This window comes from Streptomyces sp. V4I8 (assembly GCF_041261225.1).
In the GTDB taxonomy this organism is placed as follows: Bacteria; Actinomycetota; Actinomycetes; order Streptomycetales; family Streptomycetaceae; genus Streptomyces.
The window spans coordinates 9,265,834-9,281,373 of record NZ_JBGCCN010000001.1 but is presented as its reverse complement, the minus strand read 5'-3'; the positions used below and the strand labels follow the sequence as shown (position 1 = coordinate 9,281,373).

The window sequence follows — 15,540 nt, the reverse complement described above, 5'->3', positions numbered from 1 at the left end:
GCCGGCCTGGACGTCTAGGCGGGATGGATCAGACGAGGTCGAACCGGTCCAGGTCCATGACCTTGGCCCACGCCGCGACGAAGTCGTTCACGAACTTCGCCTTGGCGTCGTCGCTCGCGTAGACCTCCGCGAGGGCGCGCAGCTCGGAGTTGGAGCCGAAGACCAGGTCGGCACGGGTGCCGGTCCACTTGACCTCGCCCGAGGCGTCACGGCCCTCGAAGGTGGTCTGGTCGGCGGACGTGGACTTCCAGGTCGTGTCCAGGTCGAGCAGGTTGACGAAGAAGTCGTTGGTCAGCTTGCCCGGGGTGTCGGTGAAGACGCCGTGCTGCGAGCCGCCCTGGTTGGCGCCGAGGACGCGCAGGCCGCCGACGAGGACGGTCAGCTCGGGGGCGCTCAGGGTGAGCAGGTTGGCGCGGTCGAGCAGCAGGTACTCGGCCGGCAGGCGGTTGCCCTTGCCGAGGTAGTTGCGGAAGCCGTCCGAGGTCGGCTCCAGCGCGGCGAAGGACTCCGGGTCGGTGTGCTCCTCGGTCGCGTCCACACGGCCCGTCGTGACGGGAACCGTCACGTCGAACCCGGCGTCCTTGGCGGCCTTCTCGACCGCGGCGGCACCGCCGAGGACGATCAGGTCGGCCAGGGAGACCTTCTTGGCACCGGAGTTGAACTCGGCCTGGACGCCCTCCAGGACACGCAGGACCTGGGCGAGCTCGTCGGGGTTGTTGACCTCCCAGCCGCGCTGCGGCTCCAGGCGGATACGGGCGCCGTTGGCACCGCCGCGCTTGTCGCTGCCGCGGAACGTCGAGGCCGACGCCCACGCGGTGGAGACCAGCTGCGAGACCGTCAGGCCCGAGTCGAGGAGCTTGGCCTTGAGCGCCGTCACGTCGGCGGCGTCGATGGCCTCGCCCTCGGCCTGCGGCAGCGGGTCCTGCCACAGCAGCGTCTCCGCGGGGACCTCCGGGCCGAGGTACAGGGACTTCGGGCCCAGGTCACGGTGGGTCAGCTTGTACCAGGCGCGGGCGAAGGCGTCCGCGAACTGGTCCGGGTTCTCGTGGAAGCGCTTCGAGATCTCACCGTAGATCGGGTCGAAGCGCAGCGAGAGGTCGGTGGTGAGCATGGTGGGACGGCGCTTCTTCGACGCGTCGTGCGCGTCCGGGATGATCTCCTCGGAGTCCTTGGCCACCCACTGGTTGGCGCCGGCGGGGCTCTGCGTGAGCTCCCACTCGTAGCCGAAGAGGATGTCGAAGAAGTCGTTGCTCCACTGGGTGGGCTTGGTGGTCCAGGTCACCTCGAGGCCGGAGGTGATGGCGTCGCCGCCCTTGCCGGTGCCGTAGGTGGACTTCCAGCCCAGGCCCTGCTCCTCCATGGAGGCGGCCTCGGGGTCGTTGCCGACCGCGTCGGCCGGGCCGGCGCCGTGGGTCTTGCCGAAGGTGTGACCACCGGCGATGAGGGCGACGGTCTCCTCGTCGTTCATCGCCATGCGGCGGAACGTCTCGCGGATGTCGCGGGCCGCGGCCAGCGGGTCCGGGTTGCCGTTGGGGCCCTCCGGGTTGACGTAGATGAGGCCCATCTGGACGGCGCCGAGCGGGTTCTCCAGCTCACGGTCGCCGGTGTAGCGCTGGTCGTCGAGCCACGTGGTCTCGGGACCCCAGTAGACGTCCTCGTCGGCCTCCCAGACGTCGGCGCGGCCGCCGCCGAAGCCGAAGGTCTCGAAGCCCATCGACTCCAGCGCCACGTTGCCCGTGAGGATCATGAGGTCGGCCCAGGAGATGGACTGGCCGTACTTCTTCTTGACCGGCCACAGCAGACGGCGGGCCTTGTCGAGGTTGCCGTTGTCCGGCCAGCTGTTCAGCGGCGCGAAGCGCTGCTGACCACGGCCGCCACCGCCACGGCCGTCACTGATGCGGTAGGTGCCGGCGCTGTGCCAGGCCATCCGGACCATCAGCGGGCCGTAGTTGCCAAAGTCAGCCGGCCACCAGTCCTGCGAGGTGGTCAGCACCTCGGCGATGTCCCGTTTGACGGCCGCCAGGTCGAGGGCCTGGAACGCCTCGGCGTAGTCGAAGTCCTCGCCGAGCGGGTTGGCGACGACCGGGTCCTTGGCGAGGATCTTCAGGTTGAGCCGCTCCGGCCACCACTGACGATTGCCACCGCCCTGCGTCGGGTGGGGGGCGCGACCGTGCGCGACGGGGCAGCCACCGGTGCCCTCAGTCTTCGCGTCAGTGACGATCGCATCGGGGTTCTCAGCCATGGGAAACCTTCCGAACTAGGTGAATCACAGTGCTCGGGGTGCACTGCTGGCGGTGGAACAGGCGGGGCACAGGCCCCAGTAGGTGACCTCGGCCTCGTCGATGGAGAAGCCGTGGTCGTCGGACGCGGTCAGACAGGGTGCCTCGCCGACCTCGCAGTCGACGTCGGCGACGACACCGCACGACCGGCACACGACGTGGTGGTGGTTGTCACCGACACGCCCCTCGAACCGGGCCGGACTGCCGGCCGGCTCGATGCGGCGTATGAGGCCCGCCGCGGTGAGTGCGTGGAGGCCCTCGTACACGGCCTGCAGGGAGACATGACCTACGCGATCACGCACCCCCGAGGCGATGGCCTCGACACCGAGGTGGTCACCGGCCCGGACGGCCTCCAGCAGCGCGACACGCGCGGCCGTCACCCGCAGGCCGGCACCGCGGAGCTCCTCGGCGGGGGTCGGAGTCTGGGATGCGGTCATGGCAGACAACCTACCGCGCTAAACACGAATGATTCAAGAAAACGAATGATGAAAGTCTGGGAGGCCACAGGGTTCACACCTTCACCTGGCGCACATGACGCCCTCGACGCCTCCCAAAGCGCTAAAAATCATCTTTTCTGACATCGAGTCATGCCTTTTTGTCAAGGCCTGGATTGGTCGCAATCCCCCTGTACTCGATGGAGGTACAACGCATGCTCGGCAGACATACGGCGGCTGGCCGCCGCACCGCCCTGACCGTTTTCGGCGCCCTGGTCCTCAGCGGCGTCACCTCGGCCGCGGCGGCCGGGCCGCCCCCCGCGCCGGTGCCCGCGTCCACCGCCGCGCAGACGCTGGGCGCCGACCGCCCGCCCGCGGCGGTGCTGCGAGCCCTGGAGCGTGACCTCAAGCTCAAGCCGGGACAGGCGGCGGAGCGGCTGGTCAACGAGGCGGAGGCGGGCGTCCGCGCCGGGCGGCTCCGCAACTCCCTGGGCGAGCGCTTCGCGGGTGCCTGGCTGCGAGGGACGACCGCCGCCGAGCTCACCGTCGCGACCACGCGCGCCGCCGACGTGGCCGCCATCGAGGCCCAGGGCGCGAAGGCGGCGGTCGTCAAGCGGCCGTTGTCCGAGCTCCGGGCCGTCAAGACGAAGCTGGACAGTACCGCCAGCCGTGTCAAGACGCGCGACACTCCGGTCTGGTACGTCGACGTACCGACGAACCGGGTCGTCGTCCAGGCCACCAAGCGGTCCGCCGCCAACGCCTTCATCAAGGCCGCCGACGTCCAGGGCAAGGGCGTCGGCGTCCGTGTCTCGGCACAGCGGCCGCGGCTACTGGCGGACCTCGTCGGCGGCGAGGCCTACTACATCGAGGGCACCGCCCGCTGCTCCATCGGGTTCTCCGTGACCAAGGACGAGCAGCAGGGCTTCGCCTCGGCGGGCCACTGCGGCAACGAGGGCGACTCGACCAGCGGCTCGAACATGGCCGCGCAGGGCACCTTCGAGGCCTCCACGTTCCCCAGCAAGGACATGTCCTGGGTCGGCGTCAACAGCAACTGGACCGCCACGGCCGACGTGAAGGGCGAGGAAGGCGAGCGCACGCAGGTCACCGGCTCGGTCCAGGCGCTGGTCGGGGCGTCGATCTGCCGCTCCGGCTCCGCCACCGGATGGCACTGCGGCACCATCGAGCAGCACGACACGAGTGTCACCTACTCCGAGGGCACCGTGCGTGGCGTGACCGAGACGACGGTGTGCGCCGAGCCGGGCGACTCCGGCGGCCCGTACCTGTCGGGATCCCAGGCCCAGGGTGTGACCTCGGGCGGCTCGGGTGACTGCACGGACGGCGGAACCACCTTCTACCAGCCGATCAACCCGATCCTCAGCGACTTCGGCCTCGTCCTGAAGACCGCGGCCGCCCAGAAGGGCGCTCCCGCTCCGCAGGACAACGGAGCCGTCGACGCCTGGGCCGCGGGCCGTGTCTACGAGGTCGGCAGCACGGTGACCCACGCGGGCGTGCGCTACCAGTGCCTGCAGAGCCACCAGGCCCAGGGCAGATGGTCGCCGGTGGCCACTCCGGCCCTGTGGCAGAAGCTGTAACGGGTCGCAGGAGCCGTAGGTCGTGCGGCTTGCGGTGCGGGGCACTGTCCCCGCACCGCAAGTCCCCCCCCCCGCTACTCCTCCGCCAGGAACGCGTACGCGGTGGCGACGAACGGGTCGTGCGCGCGGAAGCGACGGGTGCACAGCGCGACCAGGGCCGTCCCCGTGTCGGGACGGAAGCCCAGGAAGGCTTGCTGGCCCAGGGTCGCACCGCTGTGGAAGTACATCGGACCGCCGTCCGCGGGGTGCCGGAACCACGCCATCGTGTGCACGTGCCGGTGCCCCAGGCCGCGCCGCAGGACCGGCGTGCACACCGCTCGCAGCGCGTCGGGCCATGGGGAACCGGCCGGGTCGAGGTGGGCTTCGAGGAACGTGAGCAGGTCGTGCGGAGTGGCGCGGACGGCACCGGCCGCCTCGAAGCCACCGGCGTCGAAGGCGAGGGTGGGCGTGTGCCCGTCCTTGCCGTGCCCGACGGCGTCGGTCTTCGGATCCTCCGCCCGCAGGGCCGTGCCGCTCAGGCCGAGCGGGCGCAGCACCTGTGCGGCGAGCAGTTCCTCCCAGGCCGTGCCGGCTGCCGCCGCGAGTGCGTGGCCGAGCACGGCGACGCCGAAGTTGGAGTAGTGCCACCGGGTGCCGGGCCGGTGCCGGGGGCGGTGCCGCAGGAAGGCGTCGGTCACCCGCTCGGCCGGATAGCGGCCGTAGGGGTTGGTGCGCCAGGCCGGAAGCGCCCGTGGGTAGAAGTCGGCCGGCAGGGCGGGAAGTCCGGCCGTGTGCGTGATGAGGTGGGCCAGCGTCACCGGCGCCGTGCCGGTCCGCCGCCCCGGTTCCAGGCAGGCGGCGGCCGGCTCGCCCCCGGTCAGCAGGCCCCGCTGGATGAGCCGGGCCAGCAGCAGCCCGGTGAACGTCTTCGTGGCCGAACCGATCTCGTAGCGCAGGTCCTGGCGGGCGACGGGCGGGGGCGGGGCGGTGCCGCCGCAGTGCAGCGTGCGGCGGCCGTGCCGGGAGACCGCGAAGACGGCGTCGGGTGCGTCGACGGCTTCGACGGCGCTCTCCAGACGCTCCCTGAGGGCGTCGTCGCTGCCGGGAGGGCCGCCCGCCCGAGCCTGCTCCGCGTCGTCGGCGATGCCCGGCCAGGGCAGAGGCCGGCCGGTCATGAGGCGGCGTGGGTCAGCTCGGACAGGGCGCGGGAGGTCGCCAGCACGGAGGCGAAGGCGGCCACCAGCGTCGGGTGGTAGACCAGGTCGAACAGCTCGTCCGGTTCGCCCTCCGGCATCGTGCGTACGGCGGGCATGGCGCCGTCCGCCTGCTGTGCGGCGGCGAAGCCCTCCCAGGCCCGCTCGTCCAGGGTGGGACGGGGCAGACAGGCGTCGACGACGAGGAGTTCACCGAGCAGGTCCCAGCGTTTCAGGTCCAGCCAGTCGTCGATCCAGACCGGCAGCCAGGTGGCGAGGTAGTCGGCGATGTCCGGCGGCAGGCCCTCGGGGTGCTCGCCCCAGTCGGTGAGGTGGAACACCGTGTGGGTGACGTCGTAGGCGATGTGCCCGCTGACCGTCCACGGCTCGGGCGTGCGGCCCAGCCAGGTGGAGCCGACGATGTCCGCCTCGGGCATCCGGGGCTTGAGGCCGAACCGGCGCTGGAACGCGGACAGTCCAAGACGCCGGGTCGGGTCCAGTTCGAGGGCCGCCCAGCTGTCCAGCCGGTGGTAGAGGACGGTGGCGCGCTCCACCTCGGGCTCGCTGTACCCCAGTTCCTTGTACGGGAGGTACACCTCGAACGGGATCGGCGAGAGCGGTTCGATGCGCTGGCCCCGTACCAGCATGCGGCCGCCGTCCAGGGTGTGCCGCCAGGTGTGGTCGAGGAGCTTGCGCGCCAGTTCGGCCTGCCGCGATCCGGCCACGCCCTCGCGGAACAGCACCCGGCAGATCAGGGCGAGCTCGCCGACCGGTTTGAAGCGCTCCAGGAACCCCACTTCCGGATCGACGTCGGGCTCCAGGCGGAATCCGTCGCGGTGGGCCCAGAGCCACTCCAGGGCGCGGGCGCCGACGGTGTGCATCAGACGGGTGTCGGTCATCCGGGCACTCCTTCGGCCTCGCGGCTCAGGCAGGTGACGGTCTGTGCCGCCGCGAAGGCGGCCATGAGGGTGGAGTGGTAGCAGTGCAGGAAGCCCGGCTCCGGGTCCGCTCCGGTGGCGCCGTGAGGGGCCGCCTGCTGCGGAAGCGCGCCGGAGTCGTGCTGCGCCCGCGCGATCCGGGTCCAGGCGTCCCGCAGGGTCGCGGGATCGGGCGGGACCGGAAGGCTCGCGGCCACGACCAGCAGCTCGCAGCTCAGGTCCCACATGCCGGCGTCCAAACAGGTGTCGAGCCAGGGCGGCAGCCAGTGCGCCAGGTAGGCGGCCAGGTCGGCGGGGACGCCCTCGGGGGTGCGGCCCCAGTCGGTGATGTGGAAGACGACGTGGGTGAGCGCGTACCCCGAGGAGCGCTCGAACGTCCATGGTTCGGGCAGTCCGCCCAGCCAGGTCCGCCGCAGCGTCGGCTCGTCCTGCTCCGGGCGCTGGATGCCGCTGCGCCGCTCGGCCTTCAGCACGCCGAGCCGGCGGGTGGGGTCCTGCTCGGTGAGCCGCCAGCCCCGGGTACGGGCCGTCGTCGCCGCGGCGGCCTCGTAGCCCGGATGTCGCAGCCCGGCCGAGGCGAAGACGGAGTAGACCTCCAGCGGGTAGGTCGCGAAGGGCTCCAACCGCTGGAGGCGGAGGAACAGTTCGCCCCGGCCCGTCTGCTGCCAGGCGTACCGCAGCAGGTCCGCGGCGCACGCGTGCAGCGGGTCCCACGGTGGGCTGTGCGCGCGGACGCTCGCACACGTCTGGGCCAGTTCCCCGAGCGGTTTCCAGGTGGCGTCCACCTGGCCGTCCGCGGTGAGCGCGTCCTCGCCGAGCGCGAAGTCGTCGCGGTGTGCGGACAGCCAGGCGAACGCGGCGATTCCGATGTCCCGGATCTCGTCGACGTCCATGGCCGTCATACGAGTGCTCCGGCCGCCCGCATGACCCGTGCCGCCTGGACCTGGAGGGCCACCCGGGGGTCGATGCCACCCATCAGTTCCACGAAGTCCAGCCCCGCTTCGAGGCCGAGTGTGTCCGGTACCCCCTCCATCAGGGTCAGCCAGCGTCCCGCGCCGGCTGCCTGCTGCCAGTCCCTGCGCCGCACCGCCCGTACGAAGCCCCGGGCCACGTCGACGGGGCGGCGCCGGGCAGCGCGGGCGACCGCGCAGTCGTCGCCGGGCACCGCGAGGGGGGCCAGGACCGCGAGTTGGTGCGTCAGAACCTGCCATGTCGCCTCGTCGAGCCAGGCGGCGTCGGGTTCCGCGTTCTCGTCGCCGCCGGGTGGGCCGGCCAGGGGCGCGTCGAACCGCGACAAGGTGCGCCTCATGGCCCAGTGGCTCCACCTGACGGTGGGGGCCGCGTCGGCACGCGGCGGAAAGGCTTCCACCGTGTTCCGGAACACGGCAAGTGCTTCTGGGGCGGGGGGAGTCGGGAAGAGAACGTGCGGCAGCAGAAGGTCTGCTCCCAGCACGCGTACGGCTGCGAGGGCGAAGTGTCCCTCGGGGTCGTCCGCCGTGGCGGTGCCGGACATGCGCACATGGTCTCCACCCCGAAGGGCGGAGACCACGTCAGACGCAATGTCCTGCACCGCGCCCTGCAAGAGGGTCGAAGTGCCTGACTGCTCCATTCACTGCTCCAGTCGGTCCGCTCAGCCCTTCTTGGGGCGAGGGGTCGGCGGGGACAGCAGCAGCTGGGCGTCTGCGGAGAGCAGCGCCAGTGCGGCGCACTCCCGGCTGTCGCGGTAGACGCCGTCCGGTTCGGCGGGGTCAAGTGCCGCCTCTATGTCGCTCCGGACGCCGGTGATCTCTTCGATCACCTTGTCAATGGAAGGCATATCACCATCTCCTCTGGGGTCAGCCATAGCCTCCACAACCCAGATCACCACACCGCCACAAAGCGCGCATCTTTTGCCATAAGGCGACATACGTCCCTTGTTCAACATCCGTGGACTCATCGTCACCGCGCGAACAGCGGGCGGTGCACGGGGTGGTGCCGGACACGGGCTCGCGGGTACCCCGAACTCCCGCACCCCGGCGGCCAGTTGACCTTGGCCGCCGGGGACGGCACGCGCGCATTACCGCGCCTCGATCCTGGACAGGTAATGTCCGTAATATGCGAATGTCGAAAGGCGTCGAGTGGGCGCTGCACACGCTGCTGAACCTGGACATGATCGGCGGCGGCCCCGTGGGCAGCGCGCAGCTCGCCGAGGCCCACGGCCTCTCCGCGTCCTATCTCAACAAGCAGCTGCAGCAACTCGCCCGCGCCGGCCTGGTGGTCTCGGTGCCCGGGCCGCGCGGAGGCTTTCGCCTGGCCCGGTCGCTGGAGGCCATCACCCTGCTGGACGTGGTGGAGGCCATCGAGGGGGACGCACGGCTCTTCCACTGCGCGGAGATCCGCTGCTGCGGCAGGATCGGCGAGCTGTCACCTCCGCCGACGGGCGCGTGTGCCGTCAACGCGGCGATGCGCCGGGCGGAGGAAGCGTGGCATCAGGCGCTCGCCGCCCAGAATCTCGCCGAGATCAGGGCGGAGTTGGACAGCACCCCGATCGTGCGGCAGATCGTGCGCTCCGCGCTGGGCTAGGTGAGACCCAGTTCACGCACGAACTCCTGTCACATATCGCGTGTCTCCTCTGTCAGTGGTGTGTATCCCACTACAGGGCAAGGAGATCACCGTGGAATCGCGTCTCGACTACTTCGGCAACCCCCTCGCGGGCAAGGTGCTGAGGCACATCAACACCGCCGGGGCAAACTGGTCTCGGACTCCACACTGCCGGGCACGGTCCAGGAGCTGGTGAAGATCCGCGCGAGCCAGATCAACGGCTGCGGTTTCTGCACCGACATGCACATCAAGGACGCCGCTCACGCCGGGGAGACCGCGCAGCGCCTGCACCTGGTCGCGGCCTGGCGGGAGGCCACGGTCTTCACGGAGGCCGAGCGCGCCGCCCTGGAAGTGGCGGAACAGGGCACCCGCATCGCCGATGCCGCGGGCGGGGTCACCGACGAGGCCTGGGCCAACGCCGCCGAGCACTTCGACGAGGACCAACTCGTGGCACTGATCTCCCTCCTCGCGGTCATCAACGCCTACAACCGCATCAGCGTCATCAACAGGTCGCCACCGGCGCGGTCGACGAGCTGCACACCCGGCTTCACTGCCCGCTGACGGTGATCACGCTCGGTGGTTTCCACAACGGCGCCAACGGCCTCACCCATGCCGAGCAGGTGCACCAGCTCACCAGCGCGTACGACCGGATCGAGCGGGTCGGCACCTGGATCTTCCCGCAGCGCCGGCGGCTGTTGCGCCGTAGCGGATGGAACCGTGCCCGCCGCGCCGGCAAGGTCACCGTCCATCGGCTCGACCCGGCCACCCATCTCGGTCCGCGCAGCTACATCAGCCGGGAGGAGCACCTGCCCGACGGCCGCAGCTACCTCGACCGCACGACCGACCTCGTGATCGCACTCGTCCGTGCCCGGAGCGGCGCGCCCGCGGCCACGGATGACCCGGCGCTATGAGGGGGTGGCCCGGTCGTCGTCGAGGCCGGCGACCAGGCCCCGCAGGAGGGGGCCGTACTCCGGGTGGGCGAGGGCGGACGCCATCTGGGCGACCAGGTAGTCGGCCGGGTTGCCGGTGTCGTACCAGCGGCCCTTGATGACCTGCCCGTACACGGCGCGGGTGGCGGCGTAGGCGTTGATGGCGTCGGTCAGATAGACCTCACCGGTCCGGTGCTCGTACCAGCGACGGGTCTGCTCGCGCAGTTCGTCGATGATGCCGGGGGTGACGACGTAGCCGCCGATGGCCGCGTACGACGACGGGGCGGCGGCGGGCTCGGGCTTCTCGACCAGACCGGTGATGCGCAGCTGGCCGTCGCCGAGGTCCTCCTTGACTATGGGGACGCCGTAGCGCTGGGACTCGGTGGGGTCCATCGGCAGCAGGGCCAGCACCGGGCAGCCGGTCTGCTCGTAGGCGCGGATCAGCTGCTGGGCGCGCGGGACCTCGGCCACGAAGACGTCGTCGGGCCACAGCACCAGCACCGGCTCGTCCCCGAAGGAGCGGGCGGCGTTCAGCACCGGGGTGCCGTTGCCGTACGGGCCGTACTGGTCGAGGTAGGTGATGTGGCCCTTGCGGGCGAGCTCCGCGACCTCCTCCACCGCGTCCGCGTAGGCCGCCTTGCCGTCGGCCCGGAGCTGGTCGACGAGGGCGGGGTTGGGGCGGAAGTGGTCCTGGATGAGGCTCTTGCCGCCGGAGACCACGATGGTGATGTCGGTGATGCCTGAGTCCACCAGCTCGCGCACGGTGTGCTCGATGACCGGCTTGTCGCCGACCGGGAGCATCTCCTTCGGCGTCGCCTTCGTCAGCGGCAGCAGCCGGGAGCCGAGGCCGGCGGCGGGGATCACGGCCCTGCGAATCGTCGGGGACATCGCATCTCTCTCGGTCGAACGGCACCGTACCGGCGGGCGCGGCGCAAGGTCGACGCTACCAACGCCCGCCGTGGCCCTCAGCGGGTCAGTGCACGCGGCGTGGAGCGCGCGGGTGGGCTCATTCGGCCAGTTCCTCCTCGTCGACCGGCGTGAGCATCGGCTTGCTTCCTCCCGGCCCGGACAGTCGACCGGCATGTCCACGGAGGACGCATGGTGGCGTCGGCGGAAGCGGACCGGATCCGAACGCGGTTCGACTACTGGGTTCCACTGCCCGAGCGGACCGATCCCGCCGTGCCGGCTGTGCGGCCCGGGCGCTGATGGACCCCCTGCCAAGGCGGGTTCCGGCCACGCTCCCTGCCATGCCTGCCGATGGCATGGAACGGCGTCGTAGGGCGTCAGGTGATGAACCTGCTGCTGCAGGAGAGCACGGCCATCACTGCGGTCACGCGCGGTCCCGGCTCGGCCGCGCTCCCGGATGACGTCCAAGCCGTCAGCGGCGACCTGTTTCGCCCCCAGTGGATCGAGGCGGCGCTGGAAGGAGTGGAGGCCCTGCAGATCAGCCCGCGCGCCACCGGCCCGGGACTTGGCGAACTCCTGCGGCTCGCCGTCCGGCAGGGCGTGCAGCGTGTGGTGCTGCTGTCGGCCACCACCGTGGAGCATCCCGCGGGGGAAGCCCGCTTCGCCGCGCAGTTCCAGCACGCCGAGGACCTCGTCAGCAGCTCCGGCCTGGACTGGACGGTCCTGCGCCTGGCCGACTTCGCGGCCAATGCACTGGCCTGGGCGCCGCAGATCAGATCCGGTGACGTGGTGCGCGGCGCGTACGGCCGAGCCGCGACCTCGCCCATTCACGAAACCGACATCGCGGCGGTCGCCGCACGCGCCCTCCGCGGCGGCGTTCCCCCGGGGTCGATCCACACGCTGACCGCGCCACAGTCACTGGACCAGGTTGAGAAGGTGCACCTCATCGGCGCCGCCCTCGGCCGGGCACTGTCCTTCAGGAACTCCCGCCGGAGCACATACGCCAGGGCATGCTCGCGCAAGGGCTGCCCGAGGAGGTCCCCGACCGCCTGCTCGGCTCCCTGGCCGACTACGCCCACCGCCCCGGACCCACCACCAGCGCTGTGGAAGAACTGCTGGGCCGACCCGCGCGCACCTTCGCCGACTGGGCACGCGACAACGCACCCGCCTTCGGCGGCTGATGCGCCGCCGATACCCACGACACCGCACTCACCTCACACAAAAACTGGGAGTCCACCCATGAACCTCGCTCTTTGGATCGCCGCCGGACTGCTGACCGCGGTCGCCCTGGCCGGCGGCATCAGCAAGACCTTCATCCCCAAGGCGAGACTGGCCGCGCAGCACGGCGGGGAATGGACGCAGGACGCAAGCACCGGCTTCATCAAGACCCTCGGGGTCCTCGAACTCCTGGCCGCGATCGGCCTGACCCTGCCAGCCGTGCTCGACATCGCACCGGTCATGGTGCCGGTGACGGCCGCCTGCTGGATCGCCCTCATGGTCGGCGCCATGATCACCCACGGCCGCCTCGGTCAGTCCAGACTGGTGCTCCTGAACACGGTCTATCTCGCGCTCGCCATCTTCATCGCGTGGGGTCGCTTCGGCCCTTGGTCCTTCAGCAGCTGACAGAGGCCGTCGGTCCCTCGCATCGGTGTCGTCGGTTCCCACACCTCGGCCGCAGACACACATCCGCGGCCCGCGCCGAGGTGACGTCAACTCCATACGCCGAGTTCGGCCCCCCACCGGCCCTACCGTTTCACCCCGGCGCCGGACCCCGCCATCGCCCTCCCCCACCATGGCGACGTCCCCCCGGACTCCGCTGCGGGCACCCGAAGGCGAACCGCCGGCAGACCTGCGATAGAAGGGCCTCATGAGTTCGAACGACGACCAGATCGCGCAGGCCGAGCGCCACTTCGGAGTCCGTCTTCCCGAGGACTACCGACACTTCCTGGCCAACGAAGCGAGCATGGCCCGGTTCGTTCCTCCGGCGGACGACTTCCTGATGATCAATGCCATTGCGGAGATCATCGAAGTCAACGAGGCAGGCGACTTCCAGGAACGCGTCCTGCTCGACGTCTCCGCTCAGGACTGGTCGTCCGCCATCCACCAGGCAACTTCGTTCTCCGCCCTGCTCGAGCAGTTTCCCGAAACCGGATGGAAATGGGACGACGCTGAGCCCTCGCCCTACTGACAGGCGTCCTCACGGAATTTGTGCCTGATCCGTGAGCGGGCACCATTTGTCGATGGCTTCCAGCAGCACTTGGCGGTCGCGTGGCTCGAAGGTTCGACGAAAACCCTCGATTGCGAAGCCACACGTGTCCGCCGTGGTCGCTTCACGTGGAGAAGACTTGCCCGGCTTCGGGATGGTAGCCGCTCCTGCTCTGTCAGCGGCTCAGCGGCCACGTTCCGCGCCGACGAGAACGAAGGCCATCGTGACCGGTTGGTCGCCGTGATTGCGCCAGGCGTGGCGGGTGCCGTTCTGGATCACGATGTCCCCTGCCGAGAGCCGGGTGCGGTGGCCGTCGTCGAGTTCGAGGACGATCTCGCCCTGCAGCACGATGCCGTAGTCGACGGTAGGCGTGGTGTGCATGCCGTCGGGTCCGATGAGTTCGGCGATGCCGGGCGAATCGGCCCGCTGTTCGCGGTCGAAGGCGACGGGGTCGAAAGCCGGGTCGGCCATCGCGGCGTCCGGCGGGAAGGTCAGGACGATGAATCGTGTTCCGCCGGGCGCCGGGAGCAGGCTGGTGACCTTCGGCGTGGGGTCCTCCCCGGTCCGGCTGACCTGCTCGCCGGGTTCGGTGGCCCATGGCAGGCGGGACACCCAGCCCGGCAGGCTGGTGAACTCCCGGCTGCGCGGCACGGGGCCGTCGCTGACGACGACAGACTTCCCGTTCTCGTCATGGCCGGTGACGACTCTGCGCATGTGTGTCTCCTCGGTCGGTTCCGGCGGATCCGCCAAGCCCGCCGGATCCGTCGAGTCGGTTGGGTCAGTCGCGTATGCGACTGCCGGGTTCGGTCGGGGACTTGAGCGCGGTCGCCCAAACGTCGAGGACGTCCGCCATCGTGAGGGCAGGTGTCCGGAGCAAGCCCGACGCCACTGTCCGCACGAACTGCCGGTGCAGGTCATCCGTGAGGTACTCCACCGGGGACTTGCCGTCCACGCGCGCCAGCAGCAGAGCCGGCAGCAGTGATGCGGCCCTCGCCTCGAGGACGGGCACGGGCTCCCAGTCGACGCACCGGACGTACTCCTCGACCAGCACCCGGGCCGAGCCGAGGAGGTCGGCTCGGTGGCCGGGTACGACGAGGCTCTTGAGGAGCAGGTGGTTGAGGCAGAAGGCCAGATCGAAGGCCGGGTCTCCGTACCAGGCGCACTCGGCGTCCAGCAGCACAGGCCCCGAGGTGCCGACGAGGATGTTCTTGGGGCTGACGTCGCCGTGCACCAGGGCCAGGTGTGTGTCGGCCGTGCGGTCGGCGAGGCCCTGGAGGATGTCGCTGAGATCGGGGTGTGCGGCGGCGGTGGCCAGCAGGTACGGCTCGATGCGCAGCGCGTGGAAGTTGTCGTCGGTGTCGAACTCCTCGGCGAGGGTGGCATCGCCGGCGCTCGCCGCGTGCAGGTTGCCGAGCAGTTGTCCGACGGACGCGGCGGTCGCCGCCTCCACCTGACCGGCGAACAGCTGTGCCTTCCAGACCGGGTACTGCTCGGGGGGGCAGGAACGCCATCGCGAAGAGGCCGGCTTCGGCGTCGTGGGCCAGCAGCTCGGGCACGCTGTTCGGCTGGTGCCGGGATGCGAACCGCATCCACGCCCATTCGAAGGCATTGCGCGACACGGTTCGCCGTACATGCGACCCGTGCGGCGCCGGTTCAGTCGGGACAGCACAGTGCAGGCGGTCGAGCACCTCCGAGTCCGCGGAGCGCAGCCCTGTGGACGTATGCGACTCGGCGCGGGCAAGCTGCCAGTCCTCTGTCTCCACCGTGCCGTCACGCTGCGGGCGGCGCGGCTGTGCGCGGCAGGAGTTGAGGAACGTGGTGGTGAGCATGCGATAGAGCCACGCCCTGAGATTCGTGCCCTCGCGGAACCGGCGGAACTGGCGGAACCGGCGGAACCGGCGGAACGAGGCGTAGGCCCCGGCATACGTCTCCTGCACCAGATCCTCGGCGTCGGCCGGATGGCAGGTCATGCGCAAGGCGGCCGAGCAGAGCCGGTCGAGGAACGCCAGGGCCGGTTCGAACCGCGCATGACGCTGCGACTCGGACTCCTGCGGAGAGCTGGAGGGTCAGGACGCTCCTGACCCTCTGGCGCTCCGGGGCCCCACCGCGGGCTACAACCTTCAACCCTGCTCAGGCGTCCCACCCGTACCAATGCCCGCGCCAGGAGACCCGCACATGAGTTCCGCACGCCGCCGCACCAGACTCGCCCTCACCCTCGTCGGTGTACTGATCGCCGCCATCGGCCTGATCATCTACATTCCGGCGAGCATCGATTCCGACACCGCTGACCAGGCCGCCGTCGGCGCCTCCGCAGGCGACTGGGACGATGTTCTCGGCTACGACGCCGACTACGCCGCGGATGAGGCGGCATTCCAGGCCGACGCGGACAAGCGGATCGCGGAGGAAGACAAGACATTCGGGCTCGTACTGATCGGCCTCGGTGCCGCTGTCACCGCCGGGCGATGGGCCGTACGGCCCCAGCGTTAGCGCGTCATGCGAGAGCG

Annotated in this window: 16 protein-coding genes and 2 pseudogenes; 7 read left to right on the top strand and 11 right to left on the bottom strand. The window is 70.5% G+C overall.

Annotated elements, in window-relative coordinates:
• Nucleotides 1-28 precede the first annotated feature (28 nt).
• On the bottom strand, nucleotides 29-2,242 hold the full coding sequence (gene katG, locus ABIE67_RS42165) for a catalase/peroxidase HPI (protein ID WP_370266853.1): 2,214 nt from the start codon (nucleotides 2,240-2,242) through the stop codon (nucleotides 29-31).
• A 24-nt stretch (nucleotides 2,243-2,266) separates the two neighbouring features.
• Nucleotides 2,267-2,716, bottom strand: coding sequence for a Fur family transcriptional regulator (locus ABIE67_RS42160; protein ID WP_370266852.1), 450 nt, complete (start codon nucleotides 2,714-2,716; stop codon nucleotides 2,267-2,269).
• A 212-nt stretch (nucleotides 2,717-2,928) separates the two neighbouring features.
• Between ABIE67_RS42160 and ABIE67_RS42155 the strand changes: the two genes are divergently transcribed.
• Complete coding sequence (locus ABIE67_RS42155) at nucleotides 2,929-4,305, top strand: alpha-lytic protease prodomain-containing protein (RefSeq protein WP_370266851.1); 1,377 nt, start codon at nucleotides 2,929-2,931, stop codon at nucleotides 4,303-4,305.
• A gap of 74 nt (nucleotides 4,306-4,379) precedes the next feature.
• Here ABIE67_RS42155 and ABIE67_RS42150 read toward each other — a convergent pair whose 3' ends face one another.
• The 5 genes from ABIE67_RS42150 to ABIE67_RS42130 are packed head-to-tail and all read right to left on the bottom strand — an operon-like array spanning nucleotide 4,380 to nucleotide 8,231.
• Entirely contained in the window at nucleotides 4,380-5,459 is a 1,080-nt protein-coding gene (locus ABIE67_RS42150) for a serine hydrolase domain-containing protein (RefSeq protein ID WP_370266850.1), read from the bottom strand.
• Nucleotides 5,456-6,376 carry a hypothetical protein gene (locus tag ABIE67_RS42145; RefSeq protein WP_370266849.1) on the bottom strand — a complete coding sequence of 307 codons (921 nt, stop codon included), beginning with the start codon at nucleotides 6,374-6,376 and terminating at the stop codon, nucleotides 5,456-5,458. The genes ABIE67_RS42150 and ABIE67_RS42145 overlap by 4 nt, the downstream gene beginning before the upstream one ends.
• The gene (locus ABIE67_RS42140; RefSeq protein WP_370266848.1) at nucleotides 6,373-7,317 is read right to left on the bottom strand and encodes a hypothetical protein; all 945 of its coding nucleotides are present in this window, start codon (nucleotides 7,315-7,317) and stop codon (nucleotides 6,373-6,375) included. Before ABIE67_RS42140 ends, ABIE67_RS42145 begins: the two co-directional genes overlap by 4 nt.
• On the bottom strand, nucleotides 7,314-8,024 hold the full coding sequence (locus tag ABIE67_RS42135) for a hypothetical protein (RefSeq protein ID WP_370266847.1): 711 nt from the start codon (nucleotides 8,022-8,024) through the stop codon (nucleotides 7,314-7,316). The genes ABIE67_RS42140 and ABIE67_RS42135 overlap by 4 nt, the downstream gene beginning before the upstream one ends.
• A 21-nt stretch (nucleotides 8,025-8,045) precedes the next feature.
• Complete coding sequence (locus ABIE67_RS42130) at nucleotides 8,046-8,231, bottom strand: hypothetical protein (RefSeq protein ID WP_370266846.1); 186 nt, start codon at nucleotides 8,229-8,231, stop codon at nucleotides 8,046-8,048.
• A gap of 278 nt (nucleotides 8,232-8,509) precedes the next feature.
• Between ABIE67_RS42130 and ABIE67_RS42125 the strand changes: the two genes are divergently transcribed.
• The 3 genes and pseudogenes from ABIE67_RS42125 (at nucleotide 8,510) to ABIE67_RS42115 (ending at nucleotide 9,906) form a co-directional block, all read left to right on the top strand.
• Entirely contained in the window at nucleotides 8,510-8,977 is a 468-nt protein-coding gene (locus tag ABIE67_RS42125) for an Rrf2 family transcriptional regulator (protein WP_370266845.1), read from the top strand.
• 91 nt (nucleotides 8,978-9,068) lie between these two features.
• A pseudogene (locus ABIE67_RS42120) lies at nucleotides 9,069-9,556 on the top strand (carboxymuconolactone decarboxylase family protein).
• 2 nt (nucleotides 9,557-9,558) lie between these two features.
• Nucleotides 9,559-9,906, top strand: a complete 348-nt coding sequence (locus ABIE67_RS42115) for a hypothetical protein (protein WP_370266844.1) — start codon at nucleotides 9,559-9,561, stop codon at nucleotides 9,904-9,906.
• Here the strand turns inward: ABIE67_RS42115 and ABIE67_RS42110 are convergent.
• On the bottom strand, nucleotides 9,901-10,812 hold the full coding sequence (locus ABIE67_RS42110) for a UTP--glucose-1-phosphate uridylyltransferase (protein WP_370266843.1): 912 nt from the start codon (nucleotides 10,810-10,812) through the stop codon (nucleotides 9,901-9,903). The genes ABIE67_RS42115 and ABIE67_RS42110 overlap by 6 nt on opposite strands.
• A 369-nt stretch (nucleotides 10,813-11,181) precedes the next feature.
• On the opposite strand from ABIE67_RS42110, the gene ABIE67_RS42105 reads away from it, so the two are divergent.
• Nucleotides 11,182-12,453, top strand: a complete 1,272-nt coding sequence (locus tag ABIE67_RS42105) for an NAD(P)H-binding protein (RefSeq protein ID WP_370266842.1) — start codon at nucleotides 11,182-11,184, stop codon at nucleotides 12,451-12,453.
• A 244-nt stretch (nucleotides 12,454-12,697) separates the two neighbouring features.
• Nucleotides 12,698-13,018 (top strand): SMI1/KNR4 family protein, encoded by a 321-nt coding sequence (locus ABIE67_RS42100; protein WP_370266841.1) that lies wholly within the window; start codon nucleotides 12,698-12,700, stop codon nucleotides 13,016-13,018.
• Nucleotides 13,019-13,219: 201 nt separating this feature from the next.
• Here ABIE67_RS42100 and ABIE67_RS42095 read toward each other — a convergent pair whose 3' ends face one another.
• The 3 genes and pseudogenes from ABIE67_RS42095 to ABIE67_RS42085 all read right to left on the bottom strand — a co-directional run.
• Nucleotides 13,220-13,750: a cupin domain-containing protein gene (locus ABIE67_RS42095; RefSeq protein WP_370266840.1), complete on the bottom strand. Its 531-nt coding sequence runs from the start codon at nucleotides 13,748-13,750 to the stop codon at nucleotides 13,220-13,222.
• A 64-nt stretch (nucleotides 13,751-13,814) separates the two neighbouring features.
• A complete protein-coding gene (locus ABIE67_RS42090; protein ID WP_370266839.1) occupies nucleotides 13,815-14,486 on the bottom strand; it encodes a phosphotransferase family protein in 672 nt (223 codons plus the stop codon).
• Nucleotides 14,487-14,709: 223 nt separating this feature from the next.
• Nucleotides 14,710-15,045, bottom strand: a pseudogene (locus ABIE67_RS42085) (sigma factor); the annotation flags it as partial.
• 166 nt (nucleotides 15,046-15,211) lie between these two features.
• On the opposite strand from ABIE67_RS42085, the gene ABIE67_RS42080 reads away from it, so the two are divergent.
• Nucleotides 15,212-15,523 (top strand): hypothetical protein, encoded by a 312-nt coding sequence (locus tag ABIE67_RS42080; RefSeq protein WP_370266838.1) that lies wholly within the window; start codon nucleotides 15,212-15,214, stop codon nucleotides 15,521-15,523.
• Nucleotides 15,524-15,540 lie beyond the last annotated feature (17 nt).